A 21,555-nucleotide genomic window follows, 5' to 3' on the forward strand; every position below is an offset into this window, starting at 1 on the left:
GAGGCAAGGAGACACACCATGTTCCAGACGGCCTTGCGCGAATGGCGCAACCAACGCGGAATGAGCCAGATGGCGCTGGCCATGGCGGCGGAGGTGTCGCCGCGGCACCTGTCTTTTCTCGAATCCGCGCGGGCGCGGCCGAGTGCGGCCATGGTGTTACGGCTGGCGGAGGCGCTCGACCTGCCGCTGCGCGAGCGCAATGGCCTACTCGTGGCCGCGGGCTTCGCGCCGCATTATGGCGACAATGACTGGCTGAGCCCGCAAATGACCGAACTCAGGCATGCGGCTCAATTGCTGTTGAGGGCGCATGGGCCCTACCCTGCCATCGTGCTGGATGCGGCTTTTGACATTCTCGAAGCCAATGGGGCGGCGATGGCGCTGATCGGGGTGGAGACACTGCCAGCGGCGCGGCTCAATCTTGCCGATCTCGTCTTTGCGCCGGGCGATGTCCGGCGCTCAATCGTCAACTGGGCCGAGGTCGCGGCCTATATGATGCATCGCCTGCGCGAGGGCGTGCGACGGCACGGACCGAGTGCACCGGTGGCGCGGGTGTTGATGCGGGTCCGGCGGCATGAGGGGGTCGAGGGCCTGAGCCTGCGGCCGGAGGGGGCGCTTGGGCAGGTGCTTCTGCCACTGGAATTCATAGTGGGTGGTCAGGCGACGCGCTGGTTTACGACGGTGACGAGCTTTGGTGCGCCACAGGATGCACTGGCGGAGGAAATTACCATCGAGCAATTTCACCCGGCTTAGGCGGAGCCGGGCTTCGTCGCAGATTCGAGTTCGCGCATCGTCGTTTCGACGACGGGAAGATCGATGGCCGTGGCGATGACGCTATCGAGAAAGCCGGGGAAGCGCTGATCGAGGTCATCGCGGCGGAGTGTTACGCGGCGCTTGGTGCCTTCGGGCCGCACATTGATGACGCCGGCCTCGCGCAGCTTGGCCACGTGATAGGTCAGGTTGGTCTTCGAGGTGAGGCCGCTGAACTGCCCGCAAACGAGACCACCCGAAGCATCGCAGCGGGCGAGACACCCGATGATGGCAAGGCGCGTGTCGTCGCCTAGCGCGGCAAGCACATTGGGAAGGGTGATCTGATCGGTCTCGGGATGCGGCAGGCTCATAGCTCATATTTATCCCGGAGGTGGCATTAGTTCAATATCCATTGAACAAGATATTGACTCCAGATCGGTTGAGGTTCAATTGTCCAATGAATTTTGGACAAAGGATCCGATCATGGATATCCGTCTCATCTGGCTGGCCGTGGGCACCTTCGCCATCGGCGTCGAGAGTTTTGCCATTTCGAGCCTCCTGCCGCAGATTGCCGAATCAACCGGCGCTACGCTCACCCAGGCCGGTTATCTCGTTCTCGCCTTTGCGCTGGCCAATGCCTTTGGCGCACCCATTCTCGCTGCGCTCAGCGGCACGGCCGACCGCCGCCGCATCCTGACCGGCGCCGCCGTGGTCTTTGCCGGGGGTGCGGTTTGGGCAGGCCTCTCCCAGGGTTATTTCGACCTGATGGCGGCTCGCATCCTGATGGCCTTTTCGGCCGGCCTCTATACGGCTACGGCGCAGGCTACGGGCGTTGCCATTTCGTCCCCAGACCACAGGGCGCGCGCCATTGCCGCCATTGTCGGCGGCACAACCATGGCAGTGGCCTTTGGCGCGCCGCTCGGGGCGCTGGTGGCGGGCCTGGTCGGGTGGCGCGGCACCTATGCCATGGTCGCCGTCTTCGCCCTTATCGCTGCGGTTTCGATCTGGGTCATGCTGCCGGCCGGTCTGCGCGGCCAGCAGTTGAGCTTGCGCCAGAGGATAGCGGCCGTCGCCCTGCCCGGCGTTCCCGGCGCATTGCTGACGACGCTGCTCAATCTTGCCGGCGCTTTCACGGTCATCGTCTACCTCGCCATCGTCACCACGCAGTCGATCGGGTTGCCGCGCGATCTGGTGCCGGCGGTGTTGCTGACCTTTGGCGTCGGCGCCGCTTTCGGCAATGCAGCGGGTGGGCAACTGGCCGACCGGATCGGGGCACGGCAGACGGTTATCGGGGCAGCTCTCCTCAATGCCTTGATGCTCCTGGCCATCTCGGCGGCGGCGCATGTTCCCGGGCCCTTTGCCGGACCGGTCTTCTTTGCCATCGTGCTTTTCTGGGGTGCTACCGGCTGGGCCTTTCCGCCGGCGCAATCGAGCCATCTCCTCGGCCTTGCACCGGCCGCCGCGCCACTGGTTCTGTCGCTCAATGCTTCGGCGCTTTATCTCGGGATTGCCGGCGGCTCGCTGCTGGGTGGCCTCGTGCTGCAATATGGCTCGGCCAGCGATCTCGGCTGGATTGGCGCAATACTGCCCTTCGTTGCCGTGCTCGGGATTCTGCTCAATGGCGCGGCAAGGCGAAGGGCAGAGGCCATGCCGGCGCGGCTGGGTTGAGACCGATCAAACCTGTGGCGACGTGACGGCGGCCTTGCCGAGGTCGGTCAGGCCGTAGATGCCGCGGCTCTCGCGTACAAACCAGCCATAGACATTGCTGCGCAAAATTGTCGGCGCTCTCGCAACGAGCGCCTTCAATTGCTTGGGGCTTTGCGGTCCGGCCAGCAATGCGGTTGCACAGAGGATGCAGTCCTGCCGATAGGCGGTCATGATCGGCTTGCCGCGTCCGCCGCCCTTTTGCGGATCTCCGACACGCCGCTTGTGTTCATCGAGAAGCCGGGAGCGTCTTTTCGCATCCTTGCGCGGAGTTGCGGCGAAGGGGGCGACCACGACGTCGACGAAACCGGATTCCGAGACGGCCAGGAGACCAAAGCCGAGGCGCCGGCAGAGATTGCGGAAACGGGCGTCGTGCTCGCGGCCTTTTCCGGTCCTGGATGCGCGGGCCGCAAGCCAGACTTCGTCGCAAATGGCGGCGCGATTGACGCCTTGCATGACCAGTTCGAGATTGAAGGACAGCTTCATCTCGCACACGATGAGGACCTGTGGATCGCCGTCTTTCACGCCGACAAGATCGCAGCCGTTGACCTCGCCTTTGACGGAATAGCCGGCGCTTTCCATGAAGGCCTTGAGTGGAAGATAGAGGTCGGTCTCGGCCATCGCGCTCGTTCAGGTCCAGATGTGCACGCTTGATTAGCTGAGTCTCGGGCACTGCGCAGCGTGGCCGGGCACCGAATGGCTCAGTCGGCGGCCTGGGCGCGGGAGAAGCGGAAGCTGAGGGCAAAGATAACCGAGATGGCGACCAGCAGCACGATGCGGACGGCAAAGCCGAAGGCGGACATGCGGATATCGGGGCTGCCGGCAAGGTAGAGTGCCAGTTCGGCCGTGGTGGAACCCACAAGGAGCACGGCGCCCCAGCTTGCCTTGAGCCAGAGACCAACACCGGCGAAGAGGCGCGAGAGCGAGAAGACACCCAGGAGCACAAAGCCAGTGGGGCCGAGGACGGCCACGGGGCTCGTGGCGCCGAGATTAACGCCGAGAAGGCGACCGGCATCGCTGAGACCGAGAGCAAGGCTCAGCAGGGCGACGATGCGGATGTATAGGCCCAGCTGGGGTGATTTGAACGACATGGCTCTTTACTAGCGAGCGCTAGGGGCTGCGACAAGCGGCGGCTTGGACGTGGAGGCCGTGGCTGGTATGAGGCGAGGACATAGAGCGTGTGTGTGGCCCCACCCCCTCCCACCCTCCCCCATCAAGGGGGAGGTGCCGGTCCGGTGGATGTCGGGGCTACGCGGCAAGGAACAGAAGAATGACGCAGAACTGGCCCAAGCATGACATGTCCTTCCTCGATGGCCGCCGACAGCGGCGGTTGCGGCGGACGGCGTGGAGCCGGGATATGGTGCGGGAAACCGAACTGTTGCCGCGCGATCTGATCTGGCCGCTGTTTGTCATTGAGGGACAGAACGAGCGCACGCAGATCAAGACCATGCCGGGCGTCGAGCGGCTTTCCATCGACCTAATGGTGGAAGCGGCCAAGGCGGCGCGGGATGCGGGCATTCCGGCGCTGGCGATTTTTCCCAATACGCCGGACCATCTGCGCTCGGAGAGCGGCGCCGAGGCTTACAATCCGGACAATCTGATGTGCCGGGCGCTGAGCGCGATCAAGTCGGCAGTGCCGGATATCGGGCTGATCGCCGATGTGGCGCTGGATGAATATTCCAGCGACGGGCAGGATGGGCTCGTACGCGACGGGGAAATCCTCAACGACGAGACGGTGGCGGCGATGGTGAAATCGGCGCTGGTGCAGGCCAAGGCCGGTGCGGATATCATTGCGCCTTCGGACATGATGGATGGGCGCGTGGCGGCCATTCGGGCGGCGCTCGATGCCGAAGGCTTTGAGCATGTGCAGATCATGTCCTACGCGGCCAAGTATGCATCGTGTTTTTATGGGCCGTTCCGCGAGGCGGTCGGCTCGGGCAGCCGGCTCAAGGGCGACAAGCGCACCTATCAGATGGACTATGCCAATTCCGACGAGGCTTTGCGCGAGATTGCAAGGGATATCGAGGAAGGCGCTGATAGCGTGATGGTCAAGCCGGGCATGCCCTATCTCGACATCATCCGTCGGGCAAAGGACGCGTTCAATGTGCCGATCTACGCCTATCAGGTGAGTGGCGAATACGCGATGATCGAGATGGCGGGCGCCGCCGGGGCGATCAATCGCGATGCGGCAGTGCTTGAAAGCCTCTGGGCCTTCAAGCGTGCCGGAGTGAATGGAATTCTTACTTACTACGCGCTGGAAATGGCGCGGAAGCTGGGGCGCTAAAGCGCCCTAGCCGGCTCGTTCCGTTGTGCCGTCTTCGGCGGCCAATTGCGCCGGGCGCTGGCCGCGGCGGGGGCGGAAGGCGCTGACGATACCGGCAAGCGCCACAAGAGCCATGCCGGCCATGGCGATGGGCTCGGGGGCGTGGCCGAAGACCAACCAGCCGAGAATGCCCGCCCAGAGAAGGTGCATATAGGTCATCGGGGCGACAAGGGCCGCTGGGGCATAGCGATAGGACTGGGTGAAGAGGTAGTGCCCGAGCCAGGCAGAAACGCCGAGGCCGAGAAAGAGCACGATCTGCAAGGGAGTCGGCGCTACGCCGTGCATGGTCCAGGGCAGGAAAATGCCGAAGCCGATGGCGCCGACCAGGGCCGAATAGAACAGCATGGCCATGGTGCGTTCGGTGCGGGCGAGGACGCGCGAGAGCAGGTTGTAGGTCACTGAGACCACCACATTGCCAAGCACGAAGAGGACACCGATCGGGTCGAGACCCCCGCCGGGGCGAGCGATGAGCAGGACGCCGGCAAAACCGATGACGGCGGCGACCCAGGCCATGGGCCCGACCTTCTCCTTGAGCAGCGGGCCGGAGAACAGCACGATCAGGACCGGGCAGAGATAGACGATGGCCGTGGTTTCGGCGACCGGCATGCGCTGGAGCGCAAAGCTGACGAGGAGTGAGCCCAAGGCCAGGCTGGCGGCGCGGACGAGAACCAGGCCCGTGCGTTGGGTGCGGACCATTTCGCGGCCGTGCAGCGGAGCGACGATGGCCAGCATGAGCAAGCAGTGCACGATGTAGCGAATGGCCGCCACCATGGGTACGTTGTACTCGGTGATCAGCAGCTTGTTGGTCGTGTCGTTATAGGCAAACAGCAGGGTTGCCCCGATGATCAGGGCAAGGCCGCGCAATGGCTGATCGGTCAGCGGCGCGGGGGCGGAAGTCGTCGACATTTGGTATTCCGAGGGGGCGGGCGCGGGCGATGCGACTCGCGCGAGGGCAGGATTAAAGCAAGGATAGGCCGGGAGTGCACCGAAGCACAGGAAGAATTGCGCTGGAGGTCTTGCATTGCGGCGAGGTCGTGACAATTTCTGCAGCATGACCCAGGAATATGCCGCATCCCGCCCCTACCTGCCCGACCCTGCCACCGCGCCGGAGCTGTTCGACGGCCTGCTGACGCGACGCGTGATGGCCTATTTCATCGACCTCGCCATCATGGGCGGGCTGGTGTTGGCCGCAACGATTGTCGGGGGCATATTGGGCTTTCTGACATTTGGGCTTGCCTGGGCGGCGCTGGTCCTTGTCGTGCCGGCGGTGATTATCCTCTACTATGCGGCGACGCTGGGCTCGCCGCGGCGCGCCACGGTGGGCATGCAGATGATGGATATCGTGCTAACGCCGACACGCGGGCAGCCGCTCGATGGCTGGATGGCCATTCTGCACGCGCTGGTTTTCTGGCTGACGTTCTGGATCTGCTGGCCAATTTCGCTGCTCTTCGCGCTGTTCACGCCGCGACGGCAGATGATCCACGATTTCGTGGTCGGCACGCTGATGGTGCGTCGTTCGCCGATGATCCGGCACTGGCAGAATGCGCGGAGCAGCGCCTTTTACTGAAATATTGCGGGCGGGGGACGGGAGGGATACAATCACAGGATTGTAGCCATGGGTCGTAGATGACCGACCAGACGCCTGAAACCACCCAGCTCTTTCTTACAGCGGCCATGCCGTGCCCGTATTTGCCGGGCCACATGGAGCGTAAACTGTTCACGCACCTCAGCGGGCGCCGGGCGTCGGCGCTACATCATGTGCTGAGCGACAATGGTTTCCGCCGCAGCCAGAACCTGATCTATCGGCCGGCCTGCGAGGGCTGTAATGCCTGCCAGTCGGTGCGAATCGTGGCGAGCGAATTTGCGGCGTCGGCGCGGTTCCGGCGCGTCTTGCGTGGCAATGCCGACATTTCCATCACTGTGCGGCCGACGACGGCGACGGTAGAGCAGTACGAACTCTTTAAGCGCTATCTCGACTCGCGCCATGCTGGTGGCGGCATGACGCAGATGTCGTATCAGGACTATGAATACATGGTCGAGGATACGCCGGTGCAGTCGGTGCTGGTGGAGTATCGGCTGCGCGATCATCCTGATCAGACGCTGGTGGCTGTGGCGCTGACCGATGTGATGCCCGATGGGCTGTCCATGGTCTATTCGTTCTACGATCCCGATCTGGCGCATCGCAGCCTTGGGACGTTTCTCATTCTCGACCACATCGCGCAGGTGCGCTCGGCGCAGCTGAACTATGTCTACCTCGGCTACTGGGTGAAGGACTCGCCGAAGATGGCCTACAAGGCGCAGTATCGCCCGCTGGAAGTGCAGCGCGGGCATGCTGGCTGGTGTCGGGTCGAGGACTAAGCTCCTCATACCGTACGCAGCCACAACGTCATTCCCGCGAAAGCGGGAATCCCACCTCAGATGCCTGAAACAGAGATCCCCGCTTTCGCGGGGATGACGCCGTGGGTGTGGGTGCGTTGATCGACGAAGGCTGATAGTTCACACAACCATATCAAACACGATCAGGCCGTCCCTACCGCCTTCCAAGGCGGCGACCAGCTTTGCGCCGGCGGCTTTGTGGTCGGGGTGGATGAGGTAGGCGTCGCGGGCGGTTTCGTCGGAGAAATCCATGGTGAAGCCATCGACAAAACCCTGGTGAACGCCTTCGGGGGAGACATTGGGGCCGGCAGACATGGCGAGGAAGCCGGGGACGACTTCACGTAGAGATTCAAGTTCGGCGTAGATCGCGGCGCGATCTTCCTGCGTTACTTCAGGACGGAAACGGACGAGAACGCAGTGGCGGATCATTTTGTTGAGTCCTGTGAATCGGTTGGGGCGGGAAGTTCAGACGATTGGTCGCAACACTCGTCCGGCTGTCATCCCGGCGAAGGCCGGGAGCCATCTTGAGATCTCGGGATGGGCCCCGGCCTTCGCCGGGGTGACAATCGAGTTTGGGAAGACTGCCCCGGCCCTGCGAGCGTAGCTCTCCGGGCGTTCGGGCCTAAAATTGCTCCACTGGAGCAATTTTGCGCTGTGCGCACGGCAACCCGGCCCTTCGCGCATAGCGCTTCGGGCGTTCCTCCCTTCACTCGCTCCACTGGAGCGAGTGATCGCCGTTGGCGAACGGTCGTCACCCCACAAACTTATTGTTCCTCGGGAAGCCTGTCGGCGGCTGGCGGCCGGCGGTGGCGCGGTCGGCCAGCCAGTCGGTCAGTTCTTCGGTGGGCTTGGAATAGGTGCGGCCTGAACTGTCGGTCCAGGTGAGGCCGTCGGCGGCGTAGAAGGTCTTGATGTCTGAAATGCCACCATCCTTGTAGCGCTGCAGGCGCACGCCCTTGCCGCGGCTCATGGTCGCGAGCTGGGCGATCGGGAAGACCAGCAGCTTGCGGTTTTCGCCCACGGTGGCGACGCGGTCGCCATCGCAGGGGACGATCAGGCGTGCTTCTTCGGGCAGCGAGACGTTGAGGATCTGCTTGCCCTTGCGGGTATTGGCGATCAGGTCGTCTTCGGGGACGATGAAGCCGTAGCCGGCCGAAGACGCGATGATGCGCTTGGCGCCAGGGCGATAGACGAAGAGTTCGACAATGTCCTGGCCCTCTTCCATGTCAACCATGATGCGGACCGGTTCGCCTTGGCCGCGTCCGCCGGGAAGCTTGTCGGCGCCGAGCGTATAGACCTTACCGCCGGTGGTGAGCATCAAGAGCTTGTCGGTGGTCTCGCAATTGAGGGCCAGTTTCAGGCGGTCGCCAGTCTTAAAGCCCTTTTCGTCGACTGGGGCATTGTGGCCCTTGGGAGCGCGGATCCAGCCTTTCTCCGAGAGAATGACGGTGATCGGCTCGCGCTCGATGAAGGCTTCGGTGATTTCGGCAGCGTCGGCGGTCGGGGCGTCGAAATAGACGGTGCGACGGGCGCCGAGCGCGTGGGGCGTAGTGCCATCGGCCTCGAAGAGCGGGTAGGCCTTTTTGAGGGCCTCGACCTGGCGCGAGATTTCGCCCCACTGCTTCTTGTCTGAGGCGAGGAGCGCTTCGAGCTTGCCCTTTTCGGCCGTCAGGTTCTCGTGCTCCTTGCGGAGTTCGATTTCTTCTAGCTTGCGGAGGGACCGCAGGCGCATGTTTAGGATGGCTTCGGCCTGATTGTCGGTCAGCTCGAAGGTTTCCATCAGGCTCTTCTTTGCATCGTCCTCCTCGCGGATGATACGGATCACCTCATCGAGATTGAGATAAGCGATGATATAACCGGCCAGCACTTCGAGCCGGTTGGCGATCTGTTCGAGCCGGTGTTCGCTGCGGCGAACAAGGACCACCTTGCGGTGATCGAGCCAGGCGCGGAGAGCATCGGCGAGGCCCATGACGCGCGGGGTGGTGCCGTGGTCGAGAACGTTGAGATTGAGCGGGAAACGGACTTCGAGCTCGGTAAGCTTGAAGAGCTGTTCCATGAGGATAACCGCATCGACCGTGCCGGCGCGCGGCTCGAGCACGAGGCGGATATCGTCGGCGCTCTCGTCGCGTACGTCCTTGAGCAGCGGCAGTTTTTTGGCGAGGAGCAGTTCGGCGATCTTTTCGACGAGACGCGACTTTTGGACGCCATAGGGAATCTGGGTGACGACGATCTGATAGACGCCCCTGCCCTTTTCTTCCTTGCTCCAGACGGCGCGATGGCGGAAGGCGCCGCGGCCGGTTTCATAGGACTGGACGATGGACGAGCGGGATTCCACAAGGTGCCCACCGGTCGGGAAATCGGGACCGCGGACGAGGTCGTCCATGCTGGGCGGGGCGGAGAGATCGGCGTGGATCAGGTCTTCCGTCGTCGCTTCGGGATTGTAGATGAGTTTCAACGCCGCGTTGCAGAGCTCGACGATATTGTGCGGCGGCACCGAGGTCGCCATGCCCACGGCGATGCCGGTGGAGCCATTGGCGAGCAGGTTCGGGAAATTGGACGGGAGCACGACGGGCTCTTCGTCTTCGCCGTCGTAAGTCGGGCGGAAGTCGATGGCGTTTTCGGCGATGCCCTCAAGGAGGCGCATCGAGACTTCGGTCATGCGCGATTCCGTGTATCGCATGGCCGCGGCACTATCGCCGTCGATATTGCCAAAATTGCCTTGGCCATCGACGAGCGGATAGCGGAGGGCAAAATCCTGCGCGAGGCGGACCAGGGCGTCGTAGATCGACTGGTCGCCATGCGGGTGGAACTTACCGATCACGTCGCCGACGATACGGGCGGATTTCTTGTAGCCCTGGCCCGGGTCGAGGCGCAGCAGGCGCATGGCGTGGATGATGCGGCGATGGACCGGCTTCAGGCCATCGCGAGCATCAGGCAAAGCGCGCTGGGTGATCGTCGAGAGGGCATAGCTCAGATACCGCTCTTCGAGCGCCTGCTTGAGATCAACGATGCGCTGATCGTCGGGCGGCGGGAGGGTATCGGCATCGGACATGCGTGGCTCAATCTTCGAGAGAACGAATCAGGAAGAAGAATACAGGAGGTGGTGGAAATCCGCATAATTCGTGCGGATTTTGTTACGCGGTTCTCCACGGAATACGTCGTGATTTTCTCTCCACATGGGAGGAAAGTGCCCCCAAGGGGCGGTTGGGGGTGTGCGATACGACAACGTGCTCCTCTGCGGAGGAGAGAATACCCCTCACCCTGCAATTCTGCTGAACGCAGAATTGCTGTCCCTCTCCCACAAGGGGCGAGGGAAGATCAGTGGGGATCGCGACTGAGGAGATCGACCAATGTGTCCCGTACCGAAGGGTGATCGATCTGCCGCGCCGACCAGATGTGGCGATCGAGGAAATGGGCGGTCAGCTTGAAGGCGTTGCGGATGTCGTCCGGTGAGGCATTGCCGCGTTCGTGGAGGAAGCTGGGGAGCGGCAACAAACGGTCGAGATAGGGCGCTGCGGCGGCGCGGGAGACGGCGCGGCCGGTTTTGGGGGAGACGTGGGTCAGGTCGGTCGTGGCCCCTGTCGCAGCGCAGCTAAAAAGATCGAGGCCGAAGCCGAGTTCGTCGAGAAGTGCGAGTTCGAAGCGCGCCAGGGCAGCGCCGTCGGGAGCGTGGTCGATGAGGGACAGGGCCTGGCCGAGGAGGCTATCGTGGGGGTCGCGTTCGGGGAGGAGGCGCAGGTGGTCGCAGACGAGCTGGGTGAGGTAGAGCTTTGTGCGGTCGGCCATGAGGTCAGCGGCGCGGCTCTGCATGAGATCGACTGTGAAGGTGCCGAGATGGTCTTCGAGGCGCGCGCGCCAGGTGAGCTGGATGGTGTTGCCGACCTGCAGCGCGGGCGCGAGTTTTGGGCTTCGACCGCCGCGCACGAGGCCGAGGCAGCGCCCGCGGCCGGCGACCATGGCCTCTGCTATGAGGCTGGTATCACCGTGGCGACGGACGCCTATGAGCAGGGCTTCACCGGTCCATTCCATGGGAATCAGCGCGCGAGGCGCCTGTCGAGAAGAACCATGAGCCAGCCAGCGACAAGGAAAGCGAAGAAGATAACAACGCAGGTGATGGCGACCTGCGGAATGCCGTTGTCGACATAATTGATGAAGGGATAGGCGAAGCTACCCTGGGCCGTGCCGCGGACAAGCGCGTAGACAAGATAGACGACGGGATAGAGAGACCAGAGCAGAGGGTCGTTCCAGCGCAGCACGCCACGTGGAACGCAGAGCAACCAGTAAATTGGACCGAGGACGGGTGTCACCATATGAAGGAGCACATTCGCGACCGCGGCGCCGGCGGTGAGCTCGACGAGGCCGCGCAGCAAGAGGCCGTATATGATCCCGACAAGGGCGATGCAAATGGCAACGCCGCCGAGGCTACGAGTGCCAATGGCGTCAGGGCCGCGCAGCGCGATGACCGAGAAAGTGACGGCGACGAGGAGATTGGTGAGGACGGTGAAATAGCCGCCCAGAACCCAAAAGGCGGTCAGCAGCGAGCCGGACTGGCTCCATTGCGCCTGGACATGGATGGCTAGGCCGACCCACGCGCAAAGGGCGATGACCAGGGCCAGGGAGCGACTTAGCCAATCAGTCTGCCTTTCGGTCATACCCGTTCACTCCGCCTGATCGCCAAGTCGTTGCTCCAGTCTTGCGCGCAAGCTCTGTAACACCTCGGCTGCAATGGCTATTTTTTCCGTTTCGAGGCCTTCCGCAAGCCCATCGACCCATGGCCGCTGCAATTTGTGGATCGCATCGAAGGAGTGCCGGCCCGCTTCGCTGAGGCAAATGAGTTTTGCGCGCTTGTGATGCGGATTGTCCCTGAGATCGACGAGGCCCGCTTCGGCCAATTCGTTGACGAGGCGCTGAACGCTCTGGCGGGCGAGGCCCATGTCTCGCGCGATATGGGCGACGGGCTGCGGCGTCGGCGCCATCGCGACCGTACCCAGCACCTGCCAGCGGGCGCTGGTGAGGCCAAGTGGCGCGACGAGCTCGTCGCCCGAGGCAACCAGCAGGGCATTGGCGCGAAAAATATCGAGGAACAGGGCGCTCAGCGCCATGGATGATTTCATATTGACAGCACAATACCGTTTTGACAGCATACTGTCAATTCAACGGATCGGTTGAATGACTGCAACATGGAGACCAGAGATGACCGCCCCAGCGCAAGCCAAGAATGCTTCCGTGTTTCGTATCGACAGTTTTGCCGTGCCAGCGGAGGCGCGCGACGCCTTCATGGCACAGGTGCAGGACACCAAGGATTTCCTCGACCAGCAACAAGGCTGCCTGCAGAACCTGGTGCTGGAGCACCATTCCGGCGCGCAGCGCTTCAATGTGGTGACGGTGGTGGAATGGGAAAGCGAGGCGGCATTCGCAGGCGCCAAGGCCGCCATGGTGGAAAAGCGCCGGGTCAGTGGTTTTGATCCCGGCCAGTTCCTGAGCGCCCTCGGCATCGAGGCCAATATGTCGAACTACGCAGCCGTGCCCTGAGGGGCGCGGCTAGCTCTTGTTCTGCGGAAATTCGAGGCCCATTTCCTGATAGCGCTCTGGATCATCAGCCCACTTTTCGCGGACCTTGACGAAGAGGAAGAGGTGGATCGGCACCTCGTACATTTCCATCAGTTCCTTGCGGGCCTCGGCGCCAATGGCCTTGATGGTCTGGCCGCCGGCGCCGAGCACGATCTTCTTGTGGCTGTCGCGGGTGACGTAGACGACCTGGTCGATCTTGTAGGAGCCGTCCTTCTGGATCTTGAAGGATTCGGTTTCGACCGTGGAATTGTAGGGGATCTCGTCGTGGACGCGGAGGAAGAGCTTTTCGCGCGTGATCTCGGCGGCGGTGATGGCCATGGTCAGATCGGTGAGGTGATCTTCCGGGAAGTGCCAGGGGCCGGGCGGGATATGCTTGACGCACCAGTCGATGAAATCCTGCACGCCGTGGCCTTTCAAGGCCGAGAGCATGAAGGTCGCTTCGAAGCGCAGGCGCTCGTTGAGCTTCTGCGACAGGGTAAGAAGGCTCTCGTGCTTGACCGTGTCGATCTTGTTGAGAATCAGAACGCGCGGCTGCTTGATGTTTTCGAGGCCCTCAAGGAGGATTTCGATATCGGGGGTGATGCCGCGATCGACGTCGATGATGAAGGCGACGAGATCGGCATCCCCTGCCCCGCCCCAGGCGCTTTCGACCATGGCGCGCTCAAGACGGCGTTTCGGTGCAAAAATGCCCGGCGTGTCGATGAAAACGAGCTGGGCCTGATCAAGCGTCAGCACACCGCGCACCTGCGAGCGCGTGGTCTGCGCCTTGTGGGTGACGATGGAGACCTTGGTGCCGACGAGGGAATTGAGCAGGGTCGACTTGCCGGCATTGGGGGCGCCGACAAGGGCGATGAAACCGCAGGAGGTGTTGGCGAGTTCGGCGGGTTCGGTCATCAGCTTTCCTTCCAAACCTTCTGGCGCCTGAGAAAGTCCTCGGCGGCCTTATGTTCGGCAATTTTCTTCGAGGGGCCAGTCGCCGAGATGCGGTCAAAGCCGGCGAGATCGATGGCGATGGTGAATTCGGGGGCATGGTCGGGGCCGGTGCGCTCGACAAGCGCATAGGTCGGCGGTTCGAGACCACGGGCCTGGGCCCATTCCTGCAGGGTGGTCTTGGCATCGGCGCGATGGGTTTGGCCATCGGCGATGAATTCTTCGAAATGGCGCTCGATGAAGGTGCGCGCCTCTTCGAGGCCGCCATCGAGATAGATGGCGCCGATAATGGCTTCGGTGACGTCGCCTAAAATGGCTTCCTTTTCGGCGCCGCCGGTGCGGGCTTCGCTCTCGCCGAGGATCAGTTCGGGGCCGACTTCGAGCTGGCGGGCGATGACGGCGCAGGTCTCCTTGCGCACGAGCGTGTTGAGCGTGCGGCTCAATTCGCCTTCATTGGCCTTAGGGAAGCGCTTGTAGAGCATGTCGGCGACGACGAGGCCGAGCACGCGATCGCCCAAAAATTCGAGGCGCTGATAGGAACGCTCAACGCGCTTGCCGGGGGAAACGGCGCTCGAATGGGTCAGCGCACGATTGAGAAGGTCCGGATCGGCAAAATTGTAGCCGATCCGGACCTGAAGCTGTTCGTGCGTTTTGTCGCGCCGGCTCACGGCGAGGGCGTCGTGTCGTATGGCGGGTTGCCGTAGACGGACTGGAACATGCGGTCCCAGCGGACATTGGCCGGCCACTGCCAGATCTGCCAGGGCGGAATATTGTCGCGGATGGAGAAAAAGCGCGCTTCGGCCTTGGCGATGAGATTGACCGCCGGAACGTAGCCGACCTGGGAAAGGACGCGGCTATCCGCCGAGCGGTCGCGATTGTCGCCCATCATGAAGAAGTGGCCGGCGGGCACGACATATTCGGGCGTATTGTCGAGCGGCGCGTTGTCGGAGATTTCCTGGATGATGTGGGTCGTGCCCTCAGGGAAAGTCTCGCGATAGACCGTGACTTCGCGTGCATCGCCATTGCTGTCGGTGTCGGTGGCCGTGCCGACCTTTTCGCGCTCGACCATGGTGCCGTTGATATAGAGGCGACCTTCGATCATCTGGATGCGGTCGCCTGGCAGGCCGACGATGCGCTTGATGTATTCCATGGTTTGCGGAACCGGGCGGAACACGGCGATGTCGCCACGGTTCGGATCGCGGCCGAGAATGCGGTTGGAAATCGGCAGTTCGAAATCCAAGAGGGCGAAATCGCCGTAGCGGCCGAGCGAGAAGGAATGCTTGCCATAGCCCCAGACAAACTTGTTGGCGACGAAATAGTCGCCAATCATCAGCGTCTGCTGCATGGACGCGGTGGGGATGGAGAAGGGCTGATAGAGGAAGAAGCGCAGCACAATGGCGATCAACAGCGCTTCGACGATGACCACGAACGTATCCCACCACTCGTTGGCGGCGGATTTCTTGATGGGCTTTTGGGCGGATTGGGTCATTGCAATTCCAGGATCAGCGCTGACGAGAGCGTTAGACGCTTGCCCTTGCAGGGTCAACCGGCAGCGCTTCGATGATGACGAAAGCCTGCGCCAGGCCCGCGTCGTCGGTAATTGTGATGTGGATATGGGGCTCGTGGCCCGGCGGGACAAGACGCTCCAGGGCGCGCAGGGCGCCATTGGTGAGTTTCATCGTGGGCTTGCCCGAAGGCAGGTTCACAACGCCCATATCGCGCCAATAAACGCCGGAACTAAGGCCGGTGCCGAGGGCCTTGGAACAGGCCTCCTTGGCGGCAAAGCGCTTGGCATAAGAGGCGGCGCGCTGGGCGCGGCGGTCGGACTTCTTGCGCTCCAGTTCGGTGAAGCAGCGATGGGTGAAGCGCTCGCCATGGCGGTCGAGTGCGGCGCCGATGCGGTGGATCTCGATGAGGTCGGAGCCGAGGCCGATAATCATAGGACGAACTCCGTGGTGGTGATGAACTCCCCCTCACCCGTCTCGGCCTTTGGCCGATCCACCCTCTCCCCGATGGGGAGAGGAATAGAGGCGAACGCGAGGCCATTCTTCTCCCCATCGGGGAGAAGGTGGCGCGAAGCGCTGGATGAGGGGGCGCGTGTCACTTAACGCCCTGAATGCCGCGACTGCCGGGCTTGATGGCCGGGATGGCGGCGAGTTCGGGCGGCAGTTGATCGGCAGGATAGGCCGGGACCTTGAATTCGATCAGGGACACCAGCGGCACGCCGACATCGGCTTCGCCGGCGGAGCGGTCGATGAGGCAGGCGGCGGCTACGACATTGGCGCCGATGCCGCGCAGGGCGGCGACGCATTCGCGGATGGAGAGGCCGGTCGAGACGATATCTTCGACGACGATCACCTTGTCGTCGGGCGAGATTTCAAAACCGCGGCGCAGTTCGAACTGGCCTTCGACGCGCTCGGTATAGAGCGCCGGCAAGCCGAGCTGGCGGGCGGTTTCGTAGCCGGGGATGATGCCACCGATGGCGGGCGAGACGACCTTGGTGACGCCGGGGACTTCGGCCTTAATCTTCTCGGCCAGTGCCTTGCAGAGCTTTTCGGTCTCGGCGGCGTACTGGAACACCTTGGCCTTCTGCAGGAACAGCGGCGAGCGCAGGCCCGAGGACAGGATGAAGTGGCCTTCGAGCAGCGCGCCACACTTGCGGAAAACATCCAGCACTTCATCTTTCGTCACGGCGCGCACTCCTGTCTATCTTCCCGTCCCATTCGAGGGTCGAGATCATGCTCGCTTCCCTCAGGCCAGCCCGCTGGACGGCGGAAAGGCCGGGACTGCGCTTGAGCGTTGCCAGAACATCGGTCAATTGCGCAAGGTCGCGGACCTCGATTTCAAAAATCATCTGGTGGAAGTCGGGCGAAATCATCCGCATGACCAGATTGTTGATGTTGGCTTCGCACGAAGCGATGGCGGCAGAAATCTGTGCCAGCGAACCCGGGCGGTTGACCGATTCCATCGATACGACGGTCGGATAGAGCTTGTCTTCGGTTGCCGTCACATCCCAGCGAACATCGACCCAGGCGACGTCGCCATCATGCTTTTCGATCAGCGCGTCCGAATGGATCGGGTAGACGGTGAGTGGCGTATTGGGCTCGAGAATACCCACCAGACGATCGCCGGGCACAACCCCCTCCCCCGTAATGGTGACGGGGGTATGGAAATCGAGCTGGGCGAGAGCCGCCTTGGCATTGGGGCCGGCATGTTGGCCGCCGGGCACGCGGAACTTGAACTGATCAGTGGCGCGGAGGGCAAACCAGCCGTCTGCGGTGTCGGCGACCGGCAGGTCGAGCTTGCGGCGGCGCTTGCGGATGCCCTTCACCTTGGCGAGGGCATTGCCGAGGTCTTCGCTGCCGATCTTGCCTTCACCCACGGCGATGAGGAATTCGCGCTTGCCAGTCTGGCCGAGTTCTTCGGCCAGCGTCTTGCTCTCGCTGTCGTCGAGCATGACGCCTTCGCGCTCGAGCATCATGTTGAGCACGTGTTCGCCCAGCGCATAAGCACGCTGCTGGGACGATTGGCGCACCGCGCGGCGGATGGCGGCGCGGGCCTTGCCGGTGGCGGCAATGCCGATCCAGTTGCTGGGCGGGCGATGGTTCTGATCGCGCAGAATTTCGACTTCGTCGCCCGAGCGGAGCTGGGTGACGAGCGGCAGGATCAGGCCATTGATCTTGGCGCCGACACAGGTGTCGCCGATGTCAGTATGGAGAGCATAGGCGAAGTCGATGGGCGTCGCGCCGCGCGGCAGGGCGATGAGGCGCCCGCGCGGGGTGAAGCAGAAGACCTGATCCTGGAAGAGTTCGAGTTTTGTATATTCGAGAAAATCTTCGGCGGAGATGCCGGAGGTCAAGTGGCTGATCGACTGGCGCAGCGAACCATAGGCCTGGGATTCGTTCTCGATGCGGCCGAGATTGGCCGAGGAGCCGTCCTTATAGAGCGCATGCGCCGCGATGCCGAACTCGGCGATGCGGTCCATTTCCTCGGTGCGGATCTGCAGCTCGACGCGCTGGCGGCTGGGGCCGACAATGGTGGTGTGGATCGAGCGATAGTCGTTGTGCTTGGGGACCGAGATATAGTCCTTGAAGCGGCCGGGCACGACTTTCCATGTCGTGTGGATGAAGCCGACGGTGCGGTAGCACTCCTCGGTCGAACCGACGATGACGCGGAAGCCGATCATGTCCGAAAGCTGTTCGAGCGCGATCGACTTGCGCTGGATCTTCGAGAAGATCGAATAGGGCGATTTCACCCGCGCTTTTACGCGAGGGACGATGCCCTCGGCCGAGAGGCGCTCGGTCAGTTCGCGCGTGATGGTGTCGATGGTTTCCTTGTTCTCGGCCTGCAGATGCTCGAGGCGTTCGGTGATCGCCTTGTAGTGATCGGGCTGGAGAATGCGGAAGGAGAGATCTTCAAGCTCGTTGCGCATGTCCTGCATACCCATGCGGCCGGCAAGCGGGGCATAGATATCCATGGTTTCCTGCGCGATGCGCTGCTGCTTGTCGGCGCGCATATATTGCAGCGTGCGCATATTGTGCAGGCGATCGGCGAGCTTCACCAGAAGGACGCGAACGTCCTGGCTGATGGCAAGCAGCAGCTTGCGCAGGTTTTCGGCTTGCGCTTCCTCGCGGCTGACGAGGTTGAGACGTTCGATCTTGGTCAGACCATCGACGATGGTGGCGATTTCGGCGCCAAAAATCTGGTCGATCTCGGCGCGCGTCGCGTCGGTGTCTTCAACCGTGTCGTGCAACAGACCGACGGCGATCGAGGCGTCGTCGAGCTTCAATTCGGTGAGAATGGCTGCGACTTCGAGCGGATGGTTGAAATAGGGGTCGCCGGAGGCGCGCTTTTGCGAGCCATGCTTCTGCATGGCGTAGACATAGGCCTTATTCAACAACTGCTCGTCGGCGTTCGGGTTATAGGCCTGAACGCGTTCGACGAGCTCATACTGACGCATCATGGAAGTCGCCGCTCTCGGAAGATTCCATACTTAGCGCGTTGAATGAAAATGGGAAGTGTCCGAAGGACAGTTTCGGAGTGCAGTAAACGAAACACCCCCGGCGAGGCCAGGGGTGCTTTGCAGATTTTCGCTGTAAGCGACGAGACGACTTAGTCGTCGCGGCGTTCCGGCGGGGCCAGGCTCTCGATGCCGCGCAGCAGCTCTTCTTCGCTGATCGTATCGAAGTTGATCGAGTCGTCGTCGCCGGCGCTTTCGATGAGCGGAGCAGCATGGCTCTCGGGCTCGTCGACCTCGACATACTTCTGCAGCGAGTGGATCAGGTCTTCATGCAGGTCATCGGGCGAAATGGTGCCATCGCCGATTTCACGCAGGGCAACGACGGGATTCTTGTCGTTGTCGCGCGCGACGGTGATCTGGGCGCCGGAGGAAATCATGCGCGCACGATGAGCGGCCATGAGCACGAGGTCGAAGCGATTGTCGACCTTTTCGATGCAGTCTTCAACGGTGACGCGTGCCACGAACGTCTCCAAAATTGTGGGGAGAAAGTCTCCGCATACACCACGTTAACCGGGATGGCAAGCTTGACCCGAAAAGCGACTCCCCTTGCGCTGCCGACCCCGAGAAAATATACGGATAGAGAACTTAAGATAAGCGTCAGGGCGAGATTGCCTCGCCGCGCCCCAGGGCAGATGGGCGCAGTGTGATTGCAACCAACTCATTTCATTAAGGAAATTTGAAAGCATGGCCGTAGATCCACGGGAGAAGATTGCGCTCTTCATCGATGGCGCCAATCTTTATGCCACGTCGAAGGCGATTGGCGTCGACATCGACTACCGCAAGCTGCTCAGCGAATTCAGCAGCAAGGCCTATCTTTTGCGGGCCAATTACTACACCGCGCTGATCGAGGATCAGGAATATTCCTCGATCCGGCCGCTGATCGATTGGCTCGATTATAACGGCTACACGGTCGTCACCAAGCCGGCCAAGGAATTCACCGACGCCCTCGGCCGCCGCAAGGTGAAGGGCAATATGGACATCGAGCTTTGCGTCGATGCGCTGGAGCTCTCCCCATACTTCGACCACCTCATTCTCTTTTCCGGCGACGGCGATTTCACCGCGCTGGTCGCGGCGCTGCAGCGCAAGGGCAAGCGGGTGACCGTGGTTTCGACGCTGACCACTTCGACGCCAATGATCTCGGACGATCTGCGACGGCAGGCAGACTTTTTCCTCGATGTGGCGGAGCTGGCGAAGACCGTGGGCCGGCCGCAGGTGCAGAGGCCGGTCGAGGCTTGAGAGGCTTCCTCCGCTTCACGGTGTTCCCGTAGCCCTCATGGTGAGGTGCTTTGCAGAGCAAAGCCTCGAACCACGAGGGCGGGCGAGGGGCGCCATCGGGGCACGACCTCGCCCTTCGAGGCTACGCTACGCTAACGCTCCGCACCTCAGGATGAGGTCTACTAAGCAATCGGCTCTTAGCCGCGCCCGCCTTCCTTCATGATGCGGGCCTTGTCGCGGTTCCAGTCGCGGTCACGGCTGGTGGCGCGCTTGTCGAAGTTTTTCTTGCCCTTGCCGATGCCGATCAGCAGCTTGGCGCGGCCCTGATCGTTGAAATAGAGCTTTAGGGGCACGATCGTATTGCCGGCGCGGGCAACTTCCTGATCAAGGCGAGCCAGTTGCTTCTTGCTCACCAAGAGTTTGCGCGGACGCTTTTCCTGGTGGTTGAAGCGATTGCCTTGCAGGTATTCCTGGACGTGGGAATTGATCAGCCAGAGCTCGCCCTTTTCCGGGGAAGCATAGGATTCGGCGATCTGGGCCTTGCCCATACGAAGAGACTTGACCTCGGTGCCGGTCAACTCGATGCCGGCCTCAAGGGTATCGCCGATCTCATAATCGAAACGCGCACGACGGTTTTCAGCCACGAGGCCGTGGCTGATCCATCCGTTCTTGTTCTTGTCGTTTTTGGGTGTAGCCATAGAGCTTAGATAAGCCCTGCATGGCTCATGGCAAAGTCCATGGCGTCCTGGGTCGGCTTGCTGATCGGGGTCAGCGGCAGGCGCATTTCATTGGCGCAGAGATTGAGGCGGTTCGCCACATACTTGGCCGGAGCCGGATTGGGCTCCATGAACAGGTCCTTGTGGAGGAATGCCAGCTTGTCGTTGATATCGCGCGCACCAGCGAAGTCACCGGCCAGCGACAGTTCCTGCATCTGCGAACAAAGACGCGGCGCCACATTGGCGGTAACCGAAATGCAGCCATGGCCGCCATGGGCGTTGAAGCCAAGCGCGGTGCTATCGTCGCCCGAAAGCAGGATAAAATCCTTGCCGAGCTTGACGCGCTGCATGGTGGCGCGTTCGAGATTGCCGGTCGCATCCTTGACGCCGATGATGTTGGAATGCGCATCGCGGAGCCGCGCGATGGTATCGACGGTCAGGTCGACAACGGTGCGGCCAGGCACGGAATAGAGAATGACCGGGATGCCGACGGCCTTCGCAACAGCCGAGAAGTGCTGGAAGAGGCCTTCCTGGTTCGGCTTGTTATAGTAGGGCACGACGGACAGGACTGCGTCGGCACCGGTTTCCTCAGCGAACTTGGCGAGCGAAACGGCTTCGGCGGTCGAGTTGGAACCGGCACCCGCGATGATCGGCACGCGCTTGTTGGTCACTTCGACGCAGATTTCGACCACGCGACGGTGTTCCTCGTGGCTCACGGTCGGGCTTTCGCCCGTAGTGCCGACGGGAACGAGGCCATGCGAGCCTTGCTCGATCTGCCACTCGACAAAGCCTGCGAAGGCTTTCTCATCCACTGCCCCATCGCGCATGGGAGTGATGAGTGCCGTGATAGAGCCTCGCAACATTTTGTCGGTATTCCTCAATTGGCCCGGAAAGCCGGGCTGCGCATGATCGGGATTGTGGCCGAAGGGGCCTTCGGAGACGCGCACCATACT

General features: G+C 62.1%; 25 protein-coding genes. 7 read left to right on the forward strand and 18 right to left on the reverse strand.

What is annotated here, in order from left to right:
* Window positions 1-18 precede the first annotated feature (18 nt).
* Window positions 19-750, forward strand: a complete 732-nt coding sequence (locus J7557_RS13160; RefSeq protein ID WP_291420515.1) for a helix-turn-helix domain-containing protein — start codon at window positions 19-21, stop codon at window positions 748-750.
* Here the strand turns inward: J7557_RS13160 and J7557_RS13165 are convergent.
* On the reverse strand, window positions 747-1,118 hold the full coding sequence (locus J7557_RS13165) for a helix-turn-helix transcriptional regulator (RefSeq protein ID WP_291420516.1): 372 nt from the start codon (window positions 1,116-1,118) through the stop codon (window positions 747-749). The two genes, J7557_RS13160 and J7557_RS13165, sit on opposite strands and share 4 nt — an antisense overlap.
* Before the next feature lie 112 nt (window positions 1,119-1,230).
* On the opposite strand from J7557_RS13165, the gene J7557_RS13170 reads away from it, so the two are divergent.
* Window positions 1,231-2,415, forward strand: a complete 1,185-nt coding sequence (locus tag J7557_RS13170) for an MFS transporter (protein ID WP_291420517.1) — start codon at window positions 1,231-1,233, stop codon at window positions 2,413-2,415.
* Window positions 2,416-2,421: 6 nt separating this feature from the next.
* Here the strand turns inward: J7557_RS13170 and J7557_RS13175 are convergent, their stop codons facing one another.
* Window positions 2,422-3,072, reverse strand: coding sequence for a DUF2161 domain-containing phosphodiesterase (locus J7557_RS13175; RefSeq protein WP_291420518.1), 651 nt, complete (start codon window positions 3,070-3,072; stop codon window positions 2,422-2,424).
* A gap of 80 nt (window positions 3,073-3,152) precedes the next feature.
* Window positions 3,153-3,542, reverse strand: coding sequence for a hypothetical protein (locus J7557_RS13180; RefSeq protein ID WP_291420519.1), 390 nt, complete (start codon window positions 3,540-3,542; stop codon window positions 3,153-3,155).
* 179 nt (window positions 3,543-3,721) lie between these two features.
* Here J7557_RS13180 and hemB point away from each other — a divergent pair, with 179 nt between their 5' ends.
* Window positions 3,722-4,735 carry a porphobilinogen synthase gene (gene hemB, locus J7557_RS13185; protein ID WP_291420520.1) on the forward strand — a complete coding sequence of 338 codons (1,014 nt, stop codon included), beginning with the start codon at window positions 3,722-3,724 and terminating at the stop codon, window positions 4,733-4,735.
* A gap of 6 nt (window positions 4,736-4,741) precedes the next feature.
* On the opposite strand, the gene J7557_RS13190 is transcribed toward hemB, so the two are convergent.
* Complete coding sequence (locus J7557_RS13190; protein ID WP_291420521.1) at window positions 4,742-5,680, reverse strand: DMT family transporter; 939 nt, start codon at window positions 5,678-5,680, stop codon at window positions 4,742-4,744.
* Window positions 5,681-5,825: 145 nt separating this feature from the next.
* Between J7557_RS13190 and J7557_RS13195 the strand changes: the two genes are divergently transcribed.
* Window positions 5,826-6,341 carry an RDD family protein gene (locus J7557_RS13195; RefSeq protein ID WP_291420522.1) on the forward strand — a complete coding sequence of 172 codons (516 nt, stop codon included), beginning with the start codon at window positions 5,826-5,828 and terminating at the stop codon, window positions 6,339-6,341.
* A gap of 59 nt (window positions 6,342-6,400) precedes the next feature.
* A complete protein-coding gene (locus tag J7557_RS13200) occupies window positions 6,401-7,132 on the forward strand; it encodes an arginyltransferase (RefSeq protein ID WP_291420523.1) in 732 nt (243 codons plus the stop codon).
* Between the two features lie 138 nt (window positions 7,133-7,270).
* Here the strand turns inward: J7557_RS13200 and J7557_RS13205 are convergent, their stop codons facing one another.
* The 5 genes from J7557_RS13205 to J7557_RS13225 form a co-directional block, all read right to left on the reverse strand.
* Window positions 7,271-7,579, reverse strand: a complete 309-nt coding sequence (locus J7557_RS13205; protein WP_291420524.1) for a Dabb family protein — start codon at window positions 7,577-7,579, stop codon at window positions 7,271-7,273.
* Between the two features lie 322 nt (window positions 7,580-7,901).
* The gene (gene parC, locus J7557_RS13210) at window positions 7,902-10,202 is read right to left on the reverse strand and encodes a DNA topoisomerase IV subunit A (RefSeq protein WP_291420525.1); all 2,301 of its coding nucleotides are present in this window, start codon (window positions 10,200-10,202) and stop codon (window positions 7,902-7,904) included.
* Between the two features lie 266 nt (window positions 10,203-10,468).
* Entirely contained in the window at window positions 10,469-11,179 is a 711-nt protein-coding gene (gene recO, locus J7557_RS13215) for a DNA repair protein RecO (protein ID WP_291420526.1), read from the reverse strand.
* A 5-nt stretch (window positions 11,180-11,184) separates the two neighbouring features.
* Window positions 11,185-11,802 (reverse strand): Pr6Pr family membrane protein, encoded by a 618-nt coding sequence (locus J7557_RS13220; protein WP_291420527.1) that lies wholly within the window; start codon window positions 11,800-11,802, stop codon window positions 11,185-11,187.
* Window positions 11,803-11,808: 6 nt separating this feature from the next.
* Window positions 11,809-12,252 (reverse strand): MarR family transcriptional regulator, encoded by a 444-nt coding sequence (locus J7557_RS13225; RefSeq protein ID WP_291420528.1) that lies wholly within the window; start codon window positions 12,250-12,252, stop codon window positions 11,809-11,811.
* 91 nt (window positions 12,253-12,343) lie between these two features.
* On the opposite strand from J7557_RS13225, the gene J7557_RS13230 reads away from it, so the two are divergent.
* On the forward strand, window positions 12,344-12,682 hold the full coding sequence (locus J7557_RS13230) for an antibiotic biosynthesis monooxygenase (RefSeq protein WP_291420529.1): 339 nt from the start codon (window positions 12,344-12,346) through the stop codon (window positions 12,680-12,682).
* 9 nt (window positions 12,683-12,691) lie between these two features.
* Here the strand turns inward: J7557_RS13230 and era are convergent, their stop codons facing one another.
* The 7 genes from era to rpoZ form a co-directional block, all read right to left on the reverse strand.
* Complete coding sequence (gene era, locus J7557_RS13235; RefSeq protein WP_291420530.1) at window positions 12,692-13,615, reverse strand: GTPase Era; 924 nt, start codon at window positions 13,613-13,615, stop codon at window positions 12,692-12,694.
* Window positions 13,615-14,319, reverse strand: coding sequence for a ribonuclease III (gene rnc / locus J7557_RS13240; RefSeq protein ID WP_291420531.1), 705 nt, complete (start codon window positions 14,317-14,319; stop codon window positions 13,615-13,617). Before rnc ends, era begins: the two co-directional genes overlap by 1 nt.
* Window positions 14,316-15,140: a signal peptidase I gene (gene lepB, locus J7557_RS13245; RefSeq protein WP_291420532.1), complete on the reverse strand. Its 825-nt coding sequence runs from the start codon at window positions 15,138-15,140 to the stop codon at window positions 14,316-14,318. Before lepB ends, rnc begins: the two co-directional genes overlap by 4 nt.
* A gap of 31 nt (window positions 15,141-15,171) precedes the next feature.
* A complete protein-coding gene (gene acpS / locus J7557_RS13250) occupies window positions 15,172-15,591 on the reverse strand; it encodes a holo-ACP synthase (RefSeq protein ID WP_291420533.1) in 420 nt (139 codons plus the stop codon).
* 160 nt (window positions 15,592-15,751) lie between these two features.
* The gene (gene pyrE, locus J7557_RS13255) at window positions 15,752-16,342 is read right to left on the reverse strand and encodes an orotate phosphoribosyltransferase (RefSeq protein ID WP_291420534.1); all 591 of its coding nucleotides are present in this window, start codon (window positions 16,340-16,342) and stop codon (window positions 15,752-15,754) included.
* Window positions 16,329-18,614 (reverse strand): bifunctional (p)ppGpp synthetase/guanosine-3',5'-bis(diphosphate) 3'-pyrophosphohydrolase, encoded by a 2,286-nt coding sequence (locus tag J7557_RS13260; protein ID WP_291420535.1) that lies wholly within the window; start codon window positions 18,612-18,614, stop codon window positions 16,329-16,331. Before J7557_RS13260 ends, pyrE begins: the two co-directional genes overlap by 14 nt.
* 149 nt (window positions 18,615-18,763) lie before the next feature.
* The gene (gene rpoZ, locus J7557_RS13265) at window positions 18,764-19,132 is read right to left on the reverse strand and encodes a DNA-directed RNA polymerase subunit omega (RefSeq protein WP_035081556.1); all 369 of its coding nucleotides are present in this window, start codon (window positions 19,130-19,132) and stop codon (window positions 18,764-18,766) included.
* A gap of 223 nt (window positions 19,133-19,355) precedes the next feature.
* Here rpoZ and J7557_RS13270 point away from each other — a divergent pair, with 223 nt between their 5' ends.
* Window positions 19,356-19,907, forward strand: a complete 552-nt coding sequence (locus tag J7557_RS13270) for an NYN domain-containing protein (protein ID WP_291420536.1) — start codon at window positions 19,356-19,358, stop codon at window positions 19,905-19,907.
* Between the two features lie 176 nt (window positions 19,908-20,083).
* On the opposite strand, the gene smpB is transcribed toward J7557_RS13270, so the two are convergent.
* Window positions 20,084-20,584, reverse strand: a complete 501-nt coding sequence (smpB, locus tag J7557_RS13275; RefSeq protein ID WP_051960501.1) for an SsrA-binding protein SmpB — start codon at window positions 20,582-20,584, stop codon at window positions 20,084-20,086.
* Window positions 20,585-20,589: 5 nt separating this feature from the next.
* Window positions 20,590-21,465, reverse strand: coding sequence for a 4-hydroxy-tetrahydrodipicolinate synthase (gene dapA / locus J7557_RS13280; RefSeq protein WP_291420622.1), 876 nt, complete (start codon window positions 21,463-21,465; stop codon window positions 20,590-20,592).
* Window positions 21,466-21,555: the final 90 nt, after the last annotated feature.

The organism is Devosia sp., from assembly GCF_017744655.1.
Taxonomy (GTDB): domain Bacteria; phylum Pseudomonadota; class Alphaproteobacteria; order Rhizobiales; family Devosiaceae; genus Devosia.